General features: G+C 69.7%; 19 protein-coding genes. 11 read left to right on the top strand and 8 right to left on the bottom strand.

The window, feature by feature from the left end; all coding sequences use genetic code 11:
• Nucleotides 1-95 precede the first annotated feature (95 nt).
• Nucleotides 96-2,405, bottom strand: coding sequence for a FlgD immunoglobulin-like domain containing protein (locus ACIQRW_RS24725; RefSeq protein ID WP_403764115.1), 2,310 nt, complete (start codon nucleotides 2,403-2,405; stop codon nucleotides 96-98).
• Between the two features lie 134 nt (nucleotides 2,406-2,539).
• Nucleotides 2,540-3,550 carry a YdcF family protein gene (locus ACIQRW_RS24730; protein WP_403764117.1) on the bottom strand — a complete coding sequence of 337 codons (1,011 nt, stop codon included), beginning with the start codon at nucleotides 3,548-3,550 and terminating at the stop codon, nucleotides 2,540-2,542.
• 137 nt (nucleotides 3,551-3,687) lie between these two features.
• Between ACIQRW_RS24730 and ACIQRW_RS24735 the strand changes: the two genes are divergently transcribed.
• On the top strand, nucleotides 3,688-3,921 hold the full coding sequence (locus ACIQRW_RS24735) for a hypothetical protein (protein ID WP_403764119.1): 234 nt from the start codon (nucleotides 3,688-3,690) through the stop codon (nucleotides 3,919-3,921).
• A 181-nt stretch (nucleotides 3,922-4,102) separates the two neighbouring features.
• Complete coding sequence (locus tag ACIQRW_RS24740) at nucleotides 4,103-4,243, top strand: hypothetical protein (protein ID WP_403764121.1); 141 nt, start codon at nucleotides 4,103-4,105, stop codon at nucleotides 4,241-4,243.
• A 29-nt stretch (nucleotides 4,244-4,272) separates the two neighbouring features.
• Here ACIQRW_RS24740 and ACIQRW_RS24745 read toward each other — a convergent pair whose 3' ends face one another.
• Nucleotides 4,273-4,860, bottom strand: a complete 588-nt coding sequence (locus ACIQRW_RS24745) for a TetR/AcrR family transcriptional regulator (RefSeq protein ID WP_403764123.1) — start codon at nucleotides 4,858-4,860, stop codon at nucleotides 4,273-4,275.
• A 140-nt stretch (nucleotides 4,861-5,000) separates the two neighbouring features.
• On the opposite strand from ACIQRW_RS24745, the gene ACIQRW_RS24750 reads away from it, so the two are divergent.
• From ACIQRW_RS24750 to ACIQRW_RS24760, 3 genes are all read left to right on the top strand, one after another.
• A complete protein-coding gene (locus ACIQRW_RS24750) occupies nucleotides 5,001-5,882 on the top strand; it encodes an NAD(P)-dependent oxidoreductase (RefSeq protein WP_403764125.1) in 882 nt (293 codons plus the stop codon).
• A 93-nt stretch (nucleotides 5,883-5,975) separates the two neighbouring features.
• Entirely contained in the window at nucleotides 5,976-6,848 is an 873-nt protein-coding gene (locus tag ACIQRW_RS24755) for a GyrI-like domain-containing protein (RefSeq protein WP_403764127.1), read from the top strand.
• Between the two features lie 194 nt (nucleotides 6,849-7,042).
• On the top strand, nucleotides 7,043-7,285 hold the full coding sequence (locus ACIQRW_RS24760; RefSeq protein ID WP_403764129.1) for a hypothetical protein: 243 nt from the start codon (nucleotides 7,043-7,045) through the stop codon (nucleotides 7,283-7,285).
• 88 nt (nucleotides 7,286-7,373) lie between these two features.
• On the opposite strand, the gene ACIQRW_RS24765 is transcribed toward ACIQRW_RS24760, so the two are convergent.
• On the bottom strand, nucleotides 7,374-7,556 hold the full coding sequence (locus tag ACIQRW_RS24765) for a DUF397 domain-containing protein (protein WP_403764411.1): 183 nt from the start codon (nucleotides 7,554-7,556) through the stop codon (nucleotides 7,374-7,376).
• On the bottom strand, nucleotides 7,487-8,482 hold the full coding sequence (locus ACIQRW_RS24770) for a Scr1 family TA system antitoxin-like transcriptional regulator (protein WP_403764131.1): 996 nt from the start codon (nucleotides 8,480-8,482) through the stop codon (nucleotides 7,487-7,489). Before ACIQRW_RS24770 ends, ACIQRW_RS24765 begins: the two co-directional genes overlap by 70 nt.
• Before the next feature lie 113 nt (nucleotides 8,483-8,595).
• Here ACIQRW_RS24770 and ACIQRW_RS24775 point away from each other — a divergent pair, with 113 nt between their 5' ends.
• Complete coding sequence (locus tag ACIQRW_RS24775; RefSeq protein WP_403764133.1) at nucleotides 8,596-9,009, top strand: ATP-binding protein; 414 nt, start codon at nucleotides 8,596-8,598, stop codon at nucleotides 9,007-9,009.
• Between the two features lie 75 nt (nucleotides 9,010-9,084).
• Nucleotides 9,085-10,068: an NAD(P)/FAD-dependent oxidoreductase gene (locus ACIQRW_RS24780; protein ID WP_403764135.1), complete on the top strand. Its 984-nt coding sequence runs from the start codon at nucleotides 9,085-9,087 to the stop codon at nucleotides 10,066-10,068.
• 10 nt (nucleotides 10,069-10,078) lie between these two features.
• Here ACIQRW_RS24780 and ACIQRW_RS24785 read toward each other — a convergent pair whose 3' ends face one another.
• Entirely contained in the window at nucleotides 10,079-10,249 is a 171-nt protein-coding gene (locus ACIQRW_RS24785; protein WP_215108372.1) for a hypothetical protein, read from the bottom strand.
• A 340-nt stretch (nucleotides 10,250-10,589) separates the two neighbouring features.
• On the opposite strand from ACIQRW_RS24785, the gene ACIQRW_RS24790 reads away from it, so the two are divergent.
• Both ACIQRW_RS24790 and ACIQRW_RS24795 read left to right on the top strand, forming a co-directional pair.
• Entirely contained in the window at nucleotides 10,590-10,856 is a 267-nt protein-coding gene (locus ACIQRW_RS24790; RefSeq protein WP_217229323.1) for a GlsB/YeaQ/YmgE family stress response membrane protein, read from the top strand.
• A gap of 144 nt (nucleotides 10,857-11,000) precedes the next feature.
• Nucleotides 11,001-12,524 (top strand): catalase, encoded by a 1,524-nt coding sequence (locus tag ACIQRW_RS24795; protein ID WP_403764137.1) that lies wholly within the window; start codon nucleotides 11,001-11,003, stop codon nucleotides 12,522-12,524.
• A gap of 151 nt (nucleotides 12,525-12,675) precedes the next feature.
• On the opposite strand, the gene ACIQRW_RS24800 is transcribed toward ACIQRW_RS24795, so the two are convergent.
• The gene (locus ACIQRW_RS24800) at nucleotides 12,676-13,149 is read right to left on the bottom strand and encodes an NUDIX hydrolase (RefSeq protein ID WP_403764139.1); all 474 of its coding nucleotides are present in this window, start codon (nucleotides 13,147-13,149) and stop codon (nucleotides 12,676-12,678) included.
• A 106-nt stretch (nucleotides 13,150-13,255) separates the two neighbouring features.
• Here ACIQRW_RS24800 and ACIQRW_RS24805 point away from each other — a divergent pair, with 106 nt between their 5' ends.
• Nucleotides 13,256-13,870: a GNAT family N-acetyltransferase gene (locus tag ACIQRW_RS24805; RefSeq protein WP_403764141.1), complete on the top strand. Its 615-nt coding sequence runs from the start codon at nucleotides 13,256-13,258 to the stop codon at nucleotides 13,868-13,870.
• 76 nt (nucleotides 13,871-13,946) lie between these two features.
• Here the strand turns inward: ACIQRW_RS24805 and ACIQRW_RS24810 are convergent, their stop codons facing one another.
• Nucleotides 13,947-14,495 carry a hypothetical protein gene (locus ACIQRW_RS24810; RefSeq protein ID WP_403764143.1) on the bottom strand — a complete coding sequence of 183 codons (549 nt, stop codon included), beginning with the start codon at nucleotides 14,493-14,495 and terminating at the stop codon, nucleotides 13,947-13,949.
• A 670-nt stretch (nucleotides 14,496-15,165) separates the two neighbouring features.
• On the opposite strand from ACIQRW_RS24810, the gene ACIQRW_RS24815 reads away from it, so the two are divergent.
• Nucleotides 15,166-18,858, top strand: a complete 3,693-nt coding sequence (locus ACIQRW_RS24815; RefSeq protein ID WP_403764145.1) for a LamG domain-containing protein — start codon at nucleotides 15,166-15,168, stop codon at nucleotides 18,856-18,858.
• Nucleotides 18,859-19,082: the final 224 nt, after the last annotated feature.

The raw sequence follows: 19,082 nt of genomic DNA on the forward strand, positions 1-19,082 counted from the left end.
CCGGGGCCCGGACCACGGTCCGGGGCCCGGCTGCGCGCCGGACCACGCCCCGGGGCGGCGGAGGGCCGCCCCCGGACCGTGGTCCGGATGCGCGCTCAGCCGGTGGTGACCCTCAACGTGCCCGAGGCGGTGACATCCGCACCCGTGCCGTCCGATGGGGCCGCAGTCAGCCTCCAGGTGTAACCGCCGGCCGGCACGGGGTCGCCGGAGGCTGACGTGCCGTCCCAGCTGACGCGTACCGTGCCGCGCGTGTCCTCGCCCGTCCAGGTGCGGACGGTCTCGCCGGTCGAGCGACGGGTGAGGGTGAGCTGCCAGGACGCCGCCGGCTTGGAGAGCCACCACGCGGCGCTCCACGCGCCCGCCGAGGTGGCGGGCACGGTGCTGTGGGTGACGCCCAGGGGGGAGAGTGCCTGCTGCGGGGCGGTGACGTGGATGGTGTCGTCGGTCCCGACCCAGGCGAGCTTGCCCGCTGCCGGGTCCAGGGTCCAGGTGGTGCCGCGGCCGTCGTCGTCCGTGGGCGGCTTCACGCCCGTGACGGTGCCCAGGTCGGCGGTGGATCCGTCGGGACGCAGAGCGGTGAGGCGCAGGTCCCCGGAGGCGTCGCGCGCGGCCAGGAACCGGTCGCCGAGCAGGACCCGGGACACCGGGGCGGGGTAATCGCGGTGCGTCGCCGTGTCGTACACGCCCGCCGCGTCCTGGGAGGCACAGCTCCAGTACACGAGGCTGCCGCTGACCTGGAGTTCGGAGGGCACGCAGTCGACGCCCAGATCATGGCTCCCGGTCGCCCGCCCGGAGCGCGGGTCGACCACGTTCACCGTGCCGGGATTGCCGGGCGCCGACTTGTACAGCCGGTCCCCGGCCAGCGCCGCGCCCTGCGCCCGCTGGTCGCGGACGACGAGGTCGCGGGTGATGTCGACGACGTACTGCCGGCCGCCCGCCTCGTACAGCACGAACTCCGGTGATGTGTCGATGATGCGGCCGAGGCCGTTCATGTCCGCCAGGGGGATGCCGTCGGTCTGCTGGTCCGGGTCGTCGCCGGTCACGAGGACGTCGCCGCCGGTCTCCGGATCTCTGATCACCTGGGCCAGTCCCTCGTCCGTGCCGTCGGCGAACCTGCCCGCCGTCACGAGAGCCGGGAACGCGGCGAGCGGAGCGCCGTCCGCCGGGTCGGGACCCGCCCCGATCTCCTTGCCGTGCATCTTCCCGTCCCTGTCGAGGTAGTTGATGTACCGCAGCCGTCCCCGGTCGAGGCTCAGCGCCCCGATCGTGCCGTCCGCGGTCTTGACCAGGGGAACCTCCCGCAGCACCAGCTCGCTGACGAGTTCCAGACCGTTGATGCTGAACAAACGGATCGCGCTCTTGCCGTCGTCGCCCCTGCCGAGCGCCACGACCGAACCGGTCCCCTCCGCGCGGAGGAAGGTCCCGAAGACGCTGCCCAGGAGCATCCGGGGAGTGTCCGCACCGGCGAACGGCGTGAGATACAGCGGGCCGCTCAGACCCTCGTACCAGAGCACGTTGTCGCCCACCACGTAGGAGGTGACGTCACTGTCGGAGGACGCCGTGGTGATCGGGACGACGCGGGGCGCGGCCGTGCTCTCCCGCTGACGGACCCTGACGCCCGGCCCGCCGTCGCCGCCCCGCGAGAACCAGCTGACGGTGGTCTGCGTGATGCGGAAGCTGCTCGCGTCACCGGTCACGGGCAGCGGCACGACCCGGCCGTTGTACGCGGTCAGGATGCCGTAACCGGGGGAGCCGTCGGCGAGGCGGTAGCCGATGACGAGCTGGTTGGACCACGAGCTCAGCAGCACGGGCTCGGCTCCGACGGTGGCCCCCGCGGGCAGCTGGACGACGGGATCGTCGGCGGCGGCCCCGCCCCGGGCCACCCGCAGTTCGTGACTCCCGTCGCCCCGGTCGACCGTCGCCAGCACCCAGCCGCCCGAGATGCGCAGGTTGAGGTAGCCGGCGGGCACCGTGACGGTGCTCGTGAAGGCGGGGTCCTCGATGCCGATCCGCACGACGTCCGTGCCGCCGTCCGCGCGCGGCCGCGTGTAGATGGCCCGGTTGAACTCGTCGTGACCGTGGACGAGCATGTCCTCGGCCACGTCGTCGAGTTCCGGCACCGCCTTCGTACGGCTGTTGTACGTGTTCGTCCAGAGGTAGCTCTGGCCCTCGCGGTGCAGGACACCCTGGCTGCCGGTCGCCAGGACCGTCTCGTGGCCCTCGCCGAACCGGTCCGGCGCGGGTATCAGGACCTCCGCCGCCTCCGCCTTCCCGGCGGCGTGGGCCGTGGCCGGCAGAGCCGTGGCGAGCCCTGCGGCCAGCACCACCGCGACGGCCGCCGCCCCTGTGGCCCGCCCGGTACGCCGGCTGTGGGTGCGGCTGTTCGTGTGCAGGTGTCGGGACACCTGACCCCCCTCGTCAGTTGACCGATGATGCGCATCCGCGATGCGAACGTGATCAACCTTATTCATGTGTGGGGGAGTTGTGGCTGAAACGTGGGTAATCGGTGATACGAAGAAGGGCCGACGGGGGACGGTCGCTACTTCCGGCTCACCCACCAGGCGGCCACTCCGCCGAGGACGATCAGCACGCACATCACCGTGTTGCTCCGCCGGTAGTCCACGAGGATCGCGGTGAACTCGCGGAGCGTCGCGTTGGGCCAGAAGTACGCGGCCGTGGGCGAGCCCACCACCTGCCCCCGGATCCGGACCCGCCGGGCGGTGAGAGCGGCGCGGAAGGCGTGGTAGTTGTTCGTGACGACGACGCACCGGTAGCCGGGCTTGGCCTCCTCCATGATCGCCTTGCTGAACCGCAGGTTCTCCTCGGTGTTCGTCGACCGGTCCTCCCGCTCGATGAGGTGTGCCGGAAAGCCCTCGGCCACCAGGTGGTCGGCCATCGCGTGGGATTCCGGCAGGTCCTCGTCGGGCCCCCGCCCGCCCGAGGTGATGAGCACGGGGGATCCGCCGCGCCGGGAGAGCCGTGCGTGCACCTCGCGCCCGCGCTTCAGTCGGCTGGCCAGCAGCGGCGGCACGGTGGAGCCGCCGACGAGCCCCGAGCCCAGTACGACCACGAAGTCGGCCTTGCGGCGCACCCGCAGCCGCCCGTAGAGGAACGCGTAACAGACGAAGCACAGGAACAGGAACGAGAAGTAGAGCGCCAGCCCGCCGGCCGCCGTCGCCGCGCCGATCAGTATCGGTGTCCGCAGGGCGGCGGCGGTGGCGAGCAGGGCGACCACGGCGAGGATGGCCAGGGCGGCCAGCAGGGAGAGCAGATTCGACGGGCTCCTGCCCTCCTTGCGCAGCATGCGTACGCCGTTGAGGAACAGGAAGCACGTCAGTACGAGCACCGCCACCGCCCCCAGGCCCAGCAGGGACCACACCACGACGGGCGCGGAGGCGGAGCCGGAGTCGACCAGCCGGTACAGCAGGCCGGCCAGCGCACAGAGCGCGGCGAGCCCCAGGATGACGGCGTTACTGAACTTGCGGCGCTCGCGCAGCACGCTCACACAGAAGACGAGGAAGAGGAGTGCCGCGGGGGCGTAGACCACCATGCGCACAGACTAGGCAGCGCTCAGGGAGCCGTTGACGGCGAGGTGGGGAAAGGCGACTGCGACCGGACGCTGTCGCCAGGTTCTGTGATCGTCGATCGGGGCGTGCCCTTTGGGGGGTCCGAGCCGTTGAACCCGGCATGAAGAAGCGAAGCGTACTCGCCGCCGTCACCCTCGCCACCGGAGCGGTCATCGCCGCCATCTCCCCGCCCCCGGGAGGCGGGGACACCGCGCACGCCGCCGAGCCGCCCATCAGCCTGGGCGCGCTGGACAACGTCGGCGAGCTCGGCACGCTGGTCGACGGTGCGGCGGGGGCGACCACCTCCACCGCCGGCACGGTCACCAGCACCGTGGAAGGCGCCCAGCTCAGCTGAACCGGCTGGGAAAGGGGGTGGGGGCGACCGAAGGGTCGCCCCCACCCCTTTCCCGTTCCCGGCGCCCCGCCGACGGGCCGGGCCGACCGTGCGGCCCCCGGTCAGGCCAGAAAGTCGACCTGCGGGCAGGAGCCCGCCCCGGCGGCGGCCCGGTAGACGGCTGCGCGGGGCGACAGCCGAGATGCTCCAGTTCTGCGCCGACAACAGCATCGCCGCCGACGTCGAGGTCCTCCCATCGGCACAGGTGGACACGGCACTCGACCGCCTCCGGCGGAACGACGTCCGCTACGGCTCCGTGCTCGACCTGTCCGACCTGGACTGAAGAGACGGCCGGCCGTACAGGTCAGGGCCTCAGCGGCCGGGTGCGTCGACCCCGTACGACCTGATGAGCCGGGCCAGCTGCCGGCCCGCCGCCAGGAGGGGGTCATCGCTCCGGTTGACCTGGGCGGTGACCTCGGCGCCCTCCATGGCGCTGATGACGGTGGTCGCCAGCTCGCGGGCGGCCTCCGCCGGGAATCCGCAGCCCAGCAACTTGTCGCGGACGAGCCGCTCCCAGCCGTTCAGCGCGTCGGCGCAGACCTGCTGGAGCTTTGAGTCGGTCCCGAGCGTCTCCAGGGCCGCAGCCGTCACCGGGCAGCCGTCGACCCAGCCCGACTCCTTGAGCCCGGCGGCCAACTGGCGGGTGCAGGAGAGCACCGCCTCCGCCGGGTCGGACTCGCCGTCCAGGGCTTTCTCCAGCAGCGCTGCGAACTCCTGCGCGCTGTACCGGATCGCGGCGACCGCGACGGCCTCCTTGCCACCCGGGAAGAAGTGGTAGATCGACCCCAGCGTGGCCTGCGACTCCGCGGCGATCTGCTTGATGCCGGTGCCGACGTAGCCCTGCCGCTGGATGAGGCGCGCGGTCGCCACGACGATCCGGTCCCGGGTGCTGGTCTGCATGCCGTCACTGTAGCGGGCATTGGGTAGAGCGTTCGTTCTAGAGCTGTGCTAGCTTTTCGATGTGCTCTGAATAGAGCGATCGTTTTAGTCGGGGCCAGGGGTCCGATTCTCTTTCCCGACCCACCTGTTGGAGGTAGGCAATGAACAGCGCACAGAACTCGGTCACCGTCATCGGACTGGGCCCCATGGGCCGGGCGATGGCCGCGGCCTTACTCGACCGCGGATACGCGGTCACCGTCTGGAACCGCACCGCCTCCCGCGCGGACGACCTGGTGGCCCGAGGGGCGACCCTCGCGCAGAGCCCCGCCGACGCCGTCGCGGCGAACGAGGCGATCGTCCTCAGCCTCACGGATTACGCGGCGGTCAACGCCGTACTGGAGCCCGCGACGCAGGCCCTGGACGGCCGGGTCCTGCTCAACCTCACCTCCGCCACGCCCGAGGAGGCCCGCGCCGGAGCCGACTGGGCGGCTGGGCACGGTGCCGTACAGCTCACCGGTGGTGTCAACTCACCTCCGTCCGGCATCGGGCAGCCCGAGTCGTCGACCTTCTACAGCGGGCCGCGCGAGGTGTTCGATCGGCACCGGGCGGTGCTCGAAGTGCTGACGGGCCGGGCCGAGCACCACGGCGAGGACCCGGGGCGTGCCGCGCTGCTCTACCAGATCGGCGTGGGGATGTTCTGGACCGCCATGCTGGGCTACTGGCAGGCCGTCGCCCTTGCCCGCGCGAACGGCCTGACGGCGGCCGACTTCCTGCCGCACGCCGACGACACGGCGAACTCCCTCACGCAGTTCTTCGCCTTCTACGCCGACCGCATCGACGCGGGAGTGCACGTAGGCGACGTGGACCGCCTGGCCATGGGGATGGCGAGCGTCGAGCACGTCCTGCAGACCAACGCCGACGCGGGAGTCGACACCGCCCTCCCGGCCGCCGTCGTCGACCTGTTCCGCCGGGGCGTGGAGGCGGGGCACGGCGCGGACAGCTTCTCGTCCCTGGTGGAGCTGATGGCGAAGCCCGGGAAGTAGCCGTCCGCCGGACCGACCGATCCGGGCACGGACGGTCGGGTCCGGCAGGATGACCTCTTCCTACGGTGAACGAGCAAGGGAAGGAGTCAGCGGTTGCTGGAACGGCTGAACGACGCGATGGAGCACATCGAGGCGCATCTCGGTGAGCGCATCGAGATGGCGGAGCTCGCGCGTATCGCGATGACGTCGGAGTACCACTTCCGCCGGATGTTCTCCGCGCTCGCGGGGCTCCCGCTGTCGGAGTACATCCGTCGCCGCCGCATGACGGTCGCGGGGGCCGAGGTGCTCGGCGCCCCCGACCGGACGCTGCTGGACGTGGCGGTGCGGTACGGCTACGACACGGGGGAGGGCTTCGCCCGCGCCTTCCGTGCCGTGCACGGCATCGGCCCCGGCGAGGCCCGGAGAAGCGGCGCGGTTCTGCGGTCCCAGCAACGGCTGACCTTCCGGCTCATCGTCGAAGGGAGTAGCGACATGCGGTACAGGCTGGTGGAGAAGGACGGCTTCCAGGTGGTCGGAAAGAGGGCACGCGTGCCTCTGATCCACGAGGGTCCGAATCCGGCCATCGCGGAGTTCATCCGGGGGATCGGCCGGGAGGAGCTGGACCGCATCGCGGCCCTCTCGGACCAGGAGCCGGCGGGCATCGTCGGGGTGAGCGACCAGCTCGACCCGAGCCGCGCGGAAGGCACCGAACTCGACTACTACCACGGGGTGGTGACGAGCGCGGAGGCTCCGGAGGACCTGGACGCCCTGGACGTACCGGCAGGGGCCTGGGCGGTCTTCGAGAGCGAGGGCGAGTTCCCGGGGGCCCTCCAGTACCTCTGGCGGGACGTGTTCACCCAGTGGTTCCCGTCGAACCCGTACGCCTCCCGGCCCGGCCCGGAGATCCTGCGGGTGCGGCTGTCGGAGGAGGGGAAGCGGGCGGAGGCGGAGCTGTGGATCCCGGTGGAGCGGACCGCCGGGGGCTGAGCGAGCCGCGCGAAATATGCGGCACGGCACAGGTTTACGGCCATGGGGCATATGCGATGTCTTAATGGTCCAGACCTATTGTGCGGCGGGGCTCCGCTCGCTAGCTTTTCCCTGGCGGCGCGCGCTGATCGGTTTGGCTCTACCCATTCACTGATGCACTGTCATGTGCGTTGACTGAAAACGGAGTTACCGACATGCGTAGACGTATCACCACCGTCGCGGTCACTGCTGTGGCGGCGGCCGCGATGGCCCTCGGCGCGGCCTCCACCGCCTCCGCAGTGGGCTCGGGCTACACGATCCGTGGCCACTACGAGTCGCAGGCGGCCTGCCAGGCCGCCGGGGCGGCCGGCGCCGCCAACCACATCTGGAGCCCTCTGTTCATCTGCAAGCCGTTCGCGGCCAAGCCGAGCGTGTACGAGCTGTGGGTGCGCTACTGATCCCGCCGCGCACAGACGGGAACCGCCCCGCTTCCGGCCGAGTTGGTGGCCGGGGGCGGGGCGGGTTCTCTTCGTGTACGGGGGTGGCTCAGACGGCCGCGCTGCCGTGGACGAAGGCGCTCCAGGCGGCGGGCTCGACGGTGAGGACGGGGCCGTCGGTCACCTTGGAGTCGCGGACGTGGACGGCGGAGGGGTGGGCGGCTACTTCGACGCAGGCTCCGCCGTCGCCGTTGCTGTAGCTGGACTTGCTCCAGTGGTAGGCGACCTCAATGCAGTCTCCGCCGTCGCCGTTGCTGTAGCTGGACTTGAACCAGTGGAGGGCTGTGGAACCGGGGGCGGGGTGTGCTGCGCGGGACATGTCTCTCCAAGCAGTGCGTCAAGCAGTGCGTCCAGTAGCCGGGTGCTCTCCGCGACGGTGAGCGCCTGGGAACGCAGCATCCCATACCTCTGCATAAGCGCGCTGACGTCGGCGGGTTCGTCGTACAGCTCTCCGCGCAGCTGGCCGTCGACGTACACGAGCCCGTCGTGGTCGGGCGTCTCCAGCAGAACGAGCGGCCCCGCGAGCCCGGCGTGCCGAGGGGTGTTCCGAGGCATGATCTGGATGGTGACGAACGGCAGATCCATGCAGCGCCGCAGGTGGAGGAGCTGCTCAAGCATGACGTCGGGGTCGCCCATCTGGGCGTGCAGGATGCTCTCCTCCAGGATGAAGTGGAGGATCGGCCGGGGCTTGCGCTCCAGGATCTTCTGGCGGCCGAGGCGCTCCGCGACCCGCTTCTCGATCTCGTCCTCTTCGAGCGGTGGGTAGTTGCAGCCGAAGATGAAGCGGGCGTACGCCTCGGTCTGGAGCAGCCCCGGGATGAGCTGCGACTGGTACGAGAACAGGCTCACCGCGTTCTGCTCGTACTGCACGAAGTCCTTCACCAGCGCCTGATAGCGCTCCTTCCGCGGAATTCGCTCCACCGCGACCCGCAAGGCGCCCTTGGTGTCCAGTAGTTCATCGAGCTGGGTGGCCAGGTCCAACTGAAGCGCCCGCCGCCCCTGCTCGATCGAGGCGATCGTGTCCTCGCCCACCCCGGCGGCCTGCTCGGCGAGGGCGGCCTGTGTCAGCCCGGCGAGTTTGCGGAAGTGGCGCAACTGCGCCCCGACCAGCTGCCATGAGGTAACTCGCCTGATGCCGCTCTGCTTTCCCGGTTGCATGACCTGGCTCTCCCCGTTCTGGTCCCGCTGTCAACCCGTCAGAACCCGTACAAAAGCTTTTGTACGCCTCTCCGCTCTGCTGAAGCCTAGTTACAGCGTGTGAGCGTGGAAGCATGAACGAGACAACCCAACTCCCGTACTACCGCGCCGCCTTCTACTGCCGTGAGCGCAGGTCGATCCCGGTCGTACGCAAGTTCGCCCGTAAGGCGCTGATCGAGTGGGAGTGCGAGAAGCGCGCGGACGATGTGCTGCTCTGCGTGACCGAGCTGGCGACCAACGCCCTCCGCCACGGCGTCCCGCCGGGGCGTGGCTTCAAGGTCCACATCTACCTGGAGCGGATCGAGAACGCGCTCCGCGTCGAGCTGCACGACAGCGGCGACGGCGAGGTGCGCCCGTCCGACGGGATGCCGGGGGCCGACGACGAGGGCGGGCGCGGGTTGCTGCTGGTCGAGGCGCTGGCGGACAAATGGGGGGTGGGCGAGCGGAACCCCGGCAAGATCGTGTGGTGCGAGTTCGACCTCTCCTGACTTGCCATTCCGGCAAGGATGTTTGTCGTTTCGGCCTCATGGGCGCACTCTCTTCCTCAACCGGAGGTGATCCGCATGGAGAGCAGGAGAGACGACATGAAGCAGCAGCGGTACGACGTGGTGATCGTGGGCGGCGGGGCGGCCGGCCTGAGCGGGGCGCTGACCCTGGCGCGGGCCCGGCGTTCGGTCCTGGTGATCGACGCGGGCGAGCCCCGTAACGCGCCCGCGTCCCACGTCCACAACTACCTGGGCCGCGAGTCGACCCCGCCCGGCGAGCTGCTGGCGATCGGCAGGGGCGAGGCCGCCGGGTACGGGGCGGAGATCGTCGAGGGCCGGGTGGCCTCGGCCGAGCGGCTGCCGGGCATGCGGGGCTTCCGGGTGGCGACGGAGGACGGCCGGAGCGTCGAGGCGCGCAGGCTGCTGGTGACGACGGGGCTCGTCGACGAGCTGCCGCCCGTGCCCGGTCTGGCGGAGCGCTGGGGGCGCGAGGTGCTGCACTGCCCGTACTGCCACGGCCACGAGGTGGCGGACCGCCCGATCGGCGTGCTCGCCACCGGGGCCCTCGCCGTGCACCAGGCGCTGATGTGGCGGCAGTGGAGCGAGGACGTCACCCTCTTCCGGCACACGGGCCCGGAGCCGACGGACGAGGAGTACGAGGAGCTGGCGGCCCGGGGCGTGGCGGTGGTGGACGGCGAGGTGACGGGCCTGGAGGTCGCGGACGACCGGTTCACCGGCGTACGGCTGGCCGGTGGCCGGGTGATCCCGCGCGAGGCGCTGGTGGTGCAGGCGCGCTTCGTCGCGCGTTCGGCCGTACTGGAATCGCTGGGGCTGGTCCCGGTCGCGCAGGAGATGGGCGGCGAGGTGATCGGCACGTACATCCCCACCGAGCCGACCGGCGCGACGGAGGTCCCCGGAGTCTGGGCGGCGGGCAATGTCACCCGCCTCACCGAACAGGTCATCGGCGCCGCCGCGGCCGGCCTCATGGCGGGCGGGGCGATCAACGGTGACCTGATCACCGAGGACACCCGTGACGCGGTGGAGGCACGGCGGCGCGGCTGAGCGGGCGCCGTTACGGGATCAGGGCCCCGAGGAGGTCGCGGGCCCACCCGAAGAACGTGTGCACCAGCACCGCCAGCAGCACCAGAACCCCCAGGATCACGGCGGTGACCCAGGAACAACTGCCCCCGGGGCCCGCCGATGGCTCGTCCCGCCCGCCCAGCTCCGCATCGAACAGATCCATGGTTCCGTCCCCATCCCGCCCCATCACCCGAGACCGGTGACCGGAGCCCCCCGGCTCCGTGGGTGAAGACTCGCACGGTCGGGAGCGGCCTGAGCAGGCGGTGCCGTACTCGGATGGGGGAGGGGAAAGTACTCAGTCGGCTCGACCGCCCTTGATGCTCACGCCCGTGTCGGTCCACGTCCGTGCCGTGCCCGTCCGGCGTAACGCAGGCAGGTCAATCGTGGAGCCCCTGGGGTGACGGGCGAGGCCCGGCGGATGTGTGAGTTCCGGTTGAGGGGATACGCGGAGGGTCCCGGCACCACGAGGGTGCGGGGCGTCGGCAACGTAGAAGGAGATTTCCGTGGGCATCATCGCCTGGATCCTCATCGGCCTGTTCGCGGGGCTCATCGCCAAGGCGCTGACGCCCGGCAAGGACCCCGGCGGCTGCCTCATCACGATGGTCATCGGCATCGTGGGCGGGCTGCTCGGCGGCTGGCTCGGCAAGGTGATCTTCGGTGTCGACTCGATCGACGGATTCTTCAGCCTGTCGACATGGATCGCCGCCGTCGTCGGCTCGGTGATCGTCCTGCTCGTCTACCGACTGGTCGCGGGACAGCGATCGCGCTGACCCGGCACGGAGGTCCGCCGGGCGCAGGTCCTCGACGAGTCAATTCATCCAGGTTTGCCTACATTGGCAGAGGGTCAACAGGGCAGCCGTAGTAGGAGCCATCGCCGACACGTCTGCGGAAGACAAACAAGAGGAAACGACGACATGACCGACACCTCTCGCAAGCCGACCACCTCCGACTCCGGCGCCCCGGTGGAGAGCGACGAGCATTCGCTCACCGTCGGCCCGGGCGGGCCGATCCTGCTCCAGGACTCCTACCTGATCGAGCAGATGGCCCAGTTCAACCGCGAACGCATCCCCGAACGCCAGCCGCACGCCAAGGGAAGCGGTGCCTTCGGCAAGTTCGAGGTGACCGCGGACGTCTCCCGGTACACGAAGGCCGCGCTCTTCCAGCCCGGCACGACGACCGACCTGGTCATCAGGTTCTCCACCGTCGCGGGGGAGCGGGGCAGCCCGGACACCTGGCGGGACCCGCGCGGCTTCGCGGTGAAGTTCTACACCAGCGAAGGCAACTACGACATGGTGGGCAACAACACCCCCGTGTTCTTCGTGAAGGACCCGATGAAGTTCCAGCACTTCATCCGGTCGCAGAAGCGCCGCGCGGACAACAACCTCCGCGACCACGACATGCAGTGGGACTTCTGGACCCTCTCGCCGGAGTCGGCCCACCAGGTCACCTGGCTGATGGGCGACCGGGGCATCCCGCGGACCTGGCGCCACATGAACGGCTACACCTCGCACACGTACATGTGGATCAACGCCGAGGGCAAGCGGTTCTGGGTGAAGTACCACTTCAAGACCGACCAGGGCATCGAGACGTTCACGCAGCACGAGGCCGACCAGATGGCCGCCGCGGACACGGACTACCACACGCGTGATCTCTTCGAGCACATCCGCGACGGGGAGTTCCCGAGCTGGACGCTGAAGGTCCAGATCATGCCGTACGAGGACGCGAAGGACTACCGGTTCAACCCGTTCGACCTGACCAAGGTGTGGCCGCACGGCGACTACCCGCTGATCGAGGTCGGCCGGATGACGCTGGACCGCAACCCCACGGACAACCACGCCGAGATCGAGCAGGCGGCCTTCCAGCCGAACAACCTGGTGCCGGGCATCGGCCCGAGCCCGGACCGCATGCTGCTGGCCCGGCTGTTCAGCTACGCGGACTCGCACCGCTACCGCATCGGCGGCAACTACCAGCAGCTCCCGGTCAACGCCCCCGTCGTCCCGGTGCACACGTACTCCAAGGACGGGGCGATGGCGTACCGGAAGACCACCGACCCGGTCTACGCCCCGAACTCCAAGGGCGGCCCGGCGGCCGACACGGAGCGCTACGGCACCCCGCCGAGCTGGTACGCCGACGGCGACATCACCCGGGCCGCCTACGTCGACCATGCCGAGGACGACGACTGGGGCCAGCCGGGCACGATGGTCCGCGAGGTCCTGGACGACGCGGCACGGGACCGGCTGGTGGACAACATCGTGGGCCACCTGCTGAACGGGGTGACCGAACCGGTGCTGAAGCGGGCGTTCCAGTACTGGACGAACGTGGACGCCACCCTCGGCAAGCGCGTCGAACAGGGTGTCCGCGCGAAGGCGGGCGAGAAGGACCCCAAGGCGGCGGAGCAGAGCAACCCCGCACGCTCGTCGATGCAGCGCAAGGCCTGAGGCGGGCCCGGCCGTACAGCAAGGCCCTCGCCCCGTCGGACCGACGGGGCGAGGGCCTAGCCGTTTCCTCCCCGGACCGTGGGCCGGGGCGATCAAAGGCGAAGGTGCAGCGGCCCACCACCGTGCTTCGGCCTCCTCCACACGGGATCGCTCAGTGCTGGATCAGGCCGCAGACCGGGACGGGGGCGACGTGCCCGGAGGGCGGAAGGGTCCGCGCCAGGGCGAGCCCGACGTCCACCAGCGACGACCGGTGCAGGCGGGCCACCTCGGGCAGCGGGGTCCACGCCGATTCGGCGGTGTCGCCGTTCGGCTCGGGCCGCAGCCGGCCACCGGTGACGCGGACACGGTAGAAGACGCCGACGTTCTGCAGCTCGGGCGCACCGGGCCGGCGTCGCTCGGCCGCCGGAACCACCCGCGAGTCCACGCCGAGCAGACGCTCGACGACGGCCTCCAGCCCGGTTTCCTCGGCGACCTCCCGGATCACCGCGTCGTACGGATCCTCCGCGTGCTCGACCCGGCCGCCCGGAAGTGTCCACGTGCTCTCGCCGCCCGGATCCACGGCAAGCGCGAGCAGGACCCGCCCGTCCTCGATGCACACCGCGTACGCGGCCAGTCGCCGATCCATGCGGGGAGGGTATCGCCGGAGTCCGGGCACGTGCGTCCGGAGGGGGCGGCGTCTGAGGACCGGCGTCCGGGACCCCCCTCACCGCTCAAGATCATCGCGGTGCAGAATGACCTGTATGTCGATAAAGAACACGCCTCAGGCGGCCACGCTCGACGATGCCCCGTCGATCAGCCGCACCCTGGCCCGCGCCTTCGCCGACGACCCGATGATGGGGTGGTTCTTCCCCGGCGGGGCCTCGCGCGAGCCCGACCTGGTCCGTTACTTCACCACGATCTTCACCCGCCAGTACGGACGCCACGGGGTGTGCGAGCGCACCGGGTCCGCGGCCGCGTTCTGGGTGTCGCCGGAGGGGCAGGAGAAGGCCGTTCCCGACGCGGAGACCGTCGCGGAGCTGGAGGAGATCCTGGGCGACCGGGCGCCCCTGTTCCGCGAGGCCGTCCAGGCCGCCGCCGAGCAGGGACCCAAGGAACCGCACTGGTACCTCGCGGTCGTCGGCGCGGACCCGGCCGCCCGGGGGCAGGGGCACGGGGCGGCGCTGCTGCGTTCCGGGCTCGCCAAGGCGGACGCGGCGGGCCTGCCGGTCTATCTGGAGTCCTCCAAGCCGGACAATCTGCCCTTCTACGAGCACTTCGGCTTCACGGTGCTGGGCGAGGCGGCACTGCCCGGCGGCGGACCGGCGCTGTGGGTGATGCGACGGGAGCCGCGCCCGGCCGGGCGCTAGGAGGACGACGGCGGGTGGGGCCCGAGGCCCCGCCCGCCACGTCGGGCGTATGACCACGATCGGCGCGCCGGCCTGTTCAGAGGCGGGCGGCGGGGAGGGGCTCCACGGCGAACGGGCGCGGCCCGAAGGCCTGGTCGGAGCGGGCGCGCACCAGCGGGAGCGCCTGACGGAGGTCCGCGCCGAGGTGGTGCAGCGAGTCGCCACCACGCGACTCCCAGACGGCGAACTCCCCGTTCCTGTCGCGTGATGCGGTGTTCCACAACAAGGCATCGTCGTTCTCGCTCCACGCGAAGACCTCCAGGCTGGCCGCCAGGGACCACTGGCCGTCCGGCTCGATCATCCAGTCGAACTCCTCGGCCTCGCCCTCTCGGTAGCTCGCGCGAATACGCGCCGTGAGCCGGTCGGCCCGACCGTGCAGGCCGTCGGCGTACCCCGGCAGGACCGGTGGATAGACCAGCCACATCCCGAAGGTGCGTCCCCACCCCGCGTGGCGAACGAACGCCCGATAGGAATCCGGGAACCCCCCGCCGTCCGCGAAGCGGAATCCGTCGAGGACCTCGAAGTCGATGTGCTCCACCGTCGGTGCACCCGGAAGACGCAGCTCGGCCACGGGATCGCTGATCATGCCGTGGATGCTAGCGACCTGGACCCACAGAACGACCGGGGTTGCGGAACGCGCACGACCAGCGCGGTGGCAGGACGGTCCCCGCGCGCAACCCGCACGGGGACACCTGGGACGTCACGTGCCGGGTCCCGGACGGCTGCCTGCTGCTGGTGCTGTCCACTCGGACCGGGTCGCCTGTCCGCAGGCAGAGGGGCGGTGCGCCGGTTCCGACGCCCCCGAGAACCGCGGGGATCACTGACTGCTACGACGATCCTCGCCCCACGCCGGCGGACGGCGTGCCCAGTTCCAGGCCCCGACGACGGCCAGAGCGGAGCAGGGGCGCGGTGGAGGAGCATCCGGCCCGCGTTCACCTACCGGAACTCCTCGTGATCGGCGTGAGGATGCCGCGCAGGACCGGCACCAGCGCGGCCGCGTCAAATCTGCTTGCTCCGTGACGAGTTGCCGAAATAGCCGACCGTTCGGTCCGTTTCCTCAAACGCGACCCTAGTGTCCTTCTTCGGTCGAACTCGCCCACCTTTGCTATCGCTACGCGGATCAATAGTGAGCTGGATCACGCTTGACGCGTCCCCTGCAACCCCTGATATTTGGCTGACTTTTGTGAAGGCCATGTGGAAAACGGGGCGGGTTCGTGATTGGTGTGGTGTGGCGTCGAGGGCGTCACGGTGTGTGCGTGGCGGCCGTTCTGGCCGCCATGTTGAGCGTGGCTCCCGGCGAGAACTCGCAGGCGGTGGCGTCGCCCGTCCCTCCGGCCTCTGTGGAGTCCCCGGAGCTCCGGGCCTCGGCCGCCGCCGTCGCGGCCGGCGAACGTGTGGAGGTTGTGGAGGAGCGCTCCGAGCGGGAGACCGTCTTCGCCAACCCCGATGGGGCGACGTTCACGCTGGAGAAATCGATCACTCCGGTTCGCGTGGCTTCCGATGGGGAGTGGGTCGAGCCGGATCCGACTCTGGTGCGCAATACGGACGGGTCGGTCGGTCCTGAGGCGGCCGCCGTGGACCTCTCGTTCTCGGCCGGGGGCGACGGCGCCGACCTCGTCACCATCGCCGAGGGCGGGCAATCCGTGTCGCTCGGCTGGCCGGGCGTGCTGCCCGCGCCCCGTCTCGACGGACAGCACGCGGTCTACGAGAACGTCCTGCCGGACGTGAACCTGATCCTCACCGCGACGGTGGAGGGCTTCCGGCAGGTGCTGGAGGTGAAGACGCCCGAGGCGGCGGCGAACCCGGCACTCAAGGCCATCGAGTACCGCATCGGCGCGCAGAACCTGACCGTCACGGCCGGGGTCGGCGGAGGAATGGACGCTCTGGACGGCAACGGCCGACCCGTGTTCCGTTCACCTGCCGCCCGGATGTGGAACTCCGCCGGCGACGGAGCGGCCGCCGCTCCGGCCGGGCGTTCCCTCTACCTGGCCTCTCCCACCGGTTCCGCCACTGACGAGCCCGTGGCGGTCGGCCCGGTGGAGGAGGGCGATCACCTGGCGGGTCCAGGTGCGGGTGACGCGTCCGCGGCGATGCAGCTGAAGCTCACGGGGACGACGGTGACGGTCGAGCCCGACGCCGATCTGCTGTCCAGCACCGACGAGAACGACTTCCCGCTCTACATCGACCCTCCGGTCGAACTGAACGAGTCCGAGCGCACCGTGCTCTCCTCGGACGGCGACGTGTTCTGGAACTTCTCCGGCGGCGACAACGGCATGAGCGTCGGGAAGTGCGGTTCGGCGGTGATCGGAGGAGTCTCGTACTACTGCGGCAACGGCTATGTGAACCGCATGTACTTCGAGTTCGCCCCCGGTAACCTCAAGGGCAAGCACGTCCTCGACGCCACCTTCCGGGTGACGGAGACCTGGTCGTTCTCGTGCGACGCACGCTGGATCGACCTGGAACGTACGAACAACATCTCGTCGTCCACGAAATGGCCCGGCCCCAAGAAGCTGGACCAGATGGGCGACCGCAACGTATCCGCCGGTCGTGGCAGCCACTGCTCCCCGTCCCAGCCGCGTGCACCGATCGAGTTCCACGACTACGCGCCGGAGCCGGACGAGAACCTGACGCTGACGGTCCGCAGCTTCGCCGACGGCAAGATCTCGCGGCTGACGCTCATGCTCATGGCCAAGGACGAGTCCGACACGATCGCGTGGAAGCGGTTCGACGACGATGCCGTCCTGAGCGTCGACTACGTCGGCAAACCGGCCAAGCCCAGCAACATCGGTCCTGTCGTGGGCGGATCACACGACTGCAACACGGTCGAATCCGATCCGGCGGTCGTCACCGATCCCACCCCAGACCTGACGGCCACACCGCAGACAGCGGCTGGCGGCGAGTCCGGCGCGAAGCTCCGCGTCGCCATGGACGTCGACAGGAAGCAGAGCGACGGCACCTGGGTCAACGCGATGAGTGAAATCGTCCGTCCCAGCAGTGGATATGTCGGGGACAACGTCAAGGTCACCGCTACGGCACCGACGCTCCCGGAGAACACTCCCCTGCGGATGCGCGCCTGGACACGTTCCCACTATGGCTCCGAGTGGCTGGCCGGTCCTTCCAACGGATCCACCACGGGATGGTGCTACTTCAAGATCGACAGCAAGGCTCCCAAGCCTCCGACGATCACCTTCAATTACGCGGACGAGGATGCCTACACACCGTGCACGGCCAATGACTGTGTGCCGCACGGCAAGCCCGGCAAGGCGGGATCGTTCAATCTGGGCCCCGCGCCGGGCGATGTGAACACCGCGTACCGCTACCGACTGACCAGCGGCTCGTTCGACTCGGGCTGGTCCGCGTACAAGCCGGGGGCCACCGCGACCATCGCGCCCGTTCCACCAACTTCGGGCACGATGGTGCTCTTCGCGGAGGCCAAGGACAACTATGCGGCCGGGGCGGCCAATTCCGTCGAGTTCGTGGTGAAGGAAGGCGAAGGCCCTGTAGCGCGCTGGAACTTCGCCGAGACGTCCGGCGCCGCTTTGGACACGTCCACTACCGATCAGTCTCTGCGGGACAACGCAGCCCTGGCCGGCGGAGCGGTCCGTACCGACCGGGGCCGTCGGGGGGAGGTCACGGTCACTCGGGCCACGGAAACGACGTCGGCAGTCAAGAACACCGACAGCGGTCTGAAACTGAACGGCACGACCGACTACGCGGTCACCAGCGGCCCGGTCATCGACACACGTGCCTCGTACACCGTTGCCGCCTGGGTGCGAATGGACGTTCCTACGCGCAATGCCACGGTGTTCGGCCAGAACGGTGTCAACCGAAGCCCCTTTTATCTGGGATACGAGCACACCAGCAAGAAGTGGTCCTTCCGTGAGGTGAACACCGATGCTGCGGTCGGCACACCGTTCTCCTATCAGAGGGTCGAGTCCAAGAGGCCGGCGGTGCCGATGGTATGGACGCACCTGGCCGGAGTGTTCGACGCCGCCAACAACACGATCAGCCTCTACGTGAACGGGGAACTGCAGGGCACCACGCCCTTCACGACAGCCTGGGCCGCCCCAGGGCCCTTGCAGATCGGCCGGGTTCAGTGGTCGAGCGTGTACACCGACTACTTCCCCGGTGTGATCGACGAGGCGGCCGTCTGGCAGGAAGCGCTGACCGGCACTCAAGTGGCCGAGGAGAGTGAGCTCATCGACGCCCATGCATTGCCGTCCGTTGAGCTGGTCACCGCCTGGACTCCCGCAGGAGCACAGGGAACAACGCTCAGAGACACCGTGTCGGGGTACGGCTCCGATCTGGCGCTGTCATCGGGTGCCTCACTGGCCGATGACGAACTCGTGCTGAACGGGACCACCGGGGCGGGTACGACAGCTGGGCCCGTCGTAGACGACTCGGGCTCCTTCACAGTTACTACGCAGGCGGTCGTTGACGCAGCGAAGATCCTTTCCAAGCCGGACGGTTACAAGGCTCAGATTCTCGGTCAACGCACAGCCACGGGATCATCATGGAGCCTTTGGTTCGAAAAGACCGGTACGCGACAGGAACCCGAACTCGACGAGAACGGCGACCGGATCGTCGACGAGAACGGAAATCCCAGAACGACACCCGTTCCGGTCGGCCGCTGGCACTTCGGGCGCCTGACCGCAGATGGCACCGGGGCTTCCGTCGAGAGCATGGAAGAAGCACTGATGGACACGGAGACCCGTCTCACCGGTGTCTACAACGCCCGGCACCGGACGATCCAGCTATATCTCACGTCCGACCAGCAGGCCAGCGACGGCATCGCCTACACCGCACAGGTCGGAACCGGCGAACTCGCGGTCGGTAAGGGCTATCTCGGGTCCTGGGCCAATTACCTCCCCGGCCGACTCAGTGACATCCGCCTCTGGGCAGGCGCGCTGAGCGACAGCAAGCAGGTCTCCGACGTCGTCGGAACCTGAACCGCTTCCGTACCTGCTTCCTCGGGGGCGGTCGGCTCCGTACACGCGGGCCGCCCCCTGTCCCCCCGCACTCCACACCGCTGTCCCGCCTTCGAGCGGTTCGGCCGCTCCCGGAGAGATGACGTGTCCGTGTCCCGATCCCTTCCCGCCCTTCTGAGACGTATCTCAGTACGCAGCTCCGCCTCCGGTGGCGCTGGGAAGCTCCGCGTACCCCTCGTCGGGGC

This window comes from Streptomyces sp. NPDC091287, assembly GCF_044768525.1.
Classification (GTDB): domain Bacteria; phylum Actinomycetota; class Actinomycetes; order Streptomycetales; family Streptomycetaceae; genus Streptomyces.

What these genes read in the sequence shown, in the direction of transcription:
- ACIQRW_RS24805 (WP_403764141.1), top strand. Translation starts at nt 13,256, where the DNA reads ATGACCTGTATGTCGATAAAGAACACGCCTCAGGCGGCCACGCTCGAC.
- ACIQRW_RS24750 (WP_403764125.1), top strand. Translation starts at nt 5,001, where the DNA reads ATGAACAGCGCACAGAACTCGGTCACCGTCATCGGACTGGGCCCCATG.
- ACIQRW_RS24760 (WP_403764129.1), top strand. Translation starts at nt 7,043, where the DNA reads ATGCGTAGACGTATCACCACCGTCGCGGTCACTGCTGTGGCGGCGGCC.
- ACIQRW_RS24795 (WP_403764137.1), top strand. Translation starts at nt 11,001, where the DNA reads ATGACCGACACCTCTCGCAAGCCGACCACCTCCGACTCCGGCGCCCCG.
- ACIQRW_RS24740 (WP_403764121.1), top strand. Translation starts at nt 4,103, where the DNA reads ATGCTCCAGTTCTGCGCCGACAACAGCATCGCCGCCGACGTCGAGGTC.
- ACIQRW_RS24780 (WP_403764135.1), top strand. Translation starts at nt 9,085, where the DNA reads ATGGAGAGCAGGAGAGACGACATGAAGCAGCAGCGGTACGACGTGGTG.
- ACIQRW_RS24745 (WP_403764123.1), bottom strand. Translation starts at nt 4,860, where the DNA reads ATGCAGACCAGCACCCGGGACCGGATCGTCGTGGCGACCGCGCGCCTC.
- ACIQRW_RS24735 (WP_403764119.1), top strand. Translation starts at nt 3,688, where the DNA reads ATGAAGAAGCGAAGCGTACTCGCCGCCGTCACCCTCGCCACCGGAGCG.
- ACIQRW_RS24785 (WP_215108372.1), bottom strand. Translation starts at nt 10,249, where the DNA reads ATGGATCTGTTCGATGCGGAGCTGGGCGGGCGGGACGAGCCATCGGCG.
- ACIQRW_RS24810 (WP_403764143.1), bottom strand. Translation starts at nt 14,495, where the DNA reads ATGATCAGCGATCCCGTGGCCGAGCTGCGTCTTCCGGGTGCACCGACG.
- ACIQRW_RS24800 (WP_403764139.1), bottom strand. Translation starts at nt 13,149, where the DNA reads ATGGATCGGCGACTGGCCGCGTACGCGGTGTGCATCGAGGACGGGCGG.
- ACIQRW_RS24775 (WP_403764133.1), top strand. Translation starts at nt 8,596, where the DNA reads ATGAACGAGACAACCCAACTCCCGTACTACCGCGCCGCCTTCTACTGC.
- ACIQRW_RS24730 (WP_403764117.1), bottom strand. Translation starts at nt 3,550, where the DNA reads ATGGTGGTCTACGCCCCCGCGGCACTCCTCTTCCTCGTCTTCTGTGTG.
- ACIQRW_RS24770 (WP_403764131.1), bottom strand. Translation starts at nt 8,482, where the DNA reads ATGCAACCGGGAAAGCAGAGCGGCATCAGGCGAGTTACCTCATGGCAG.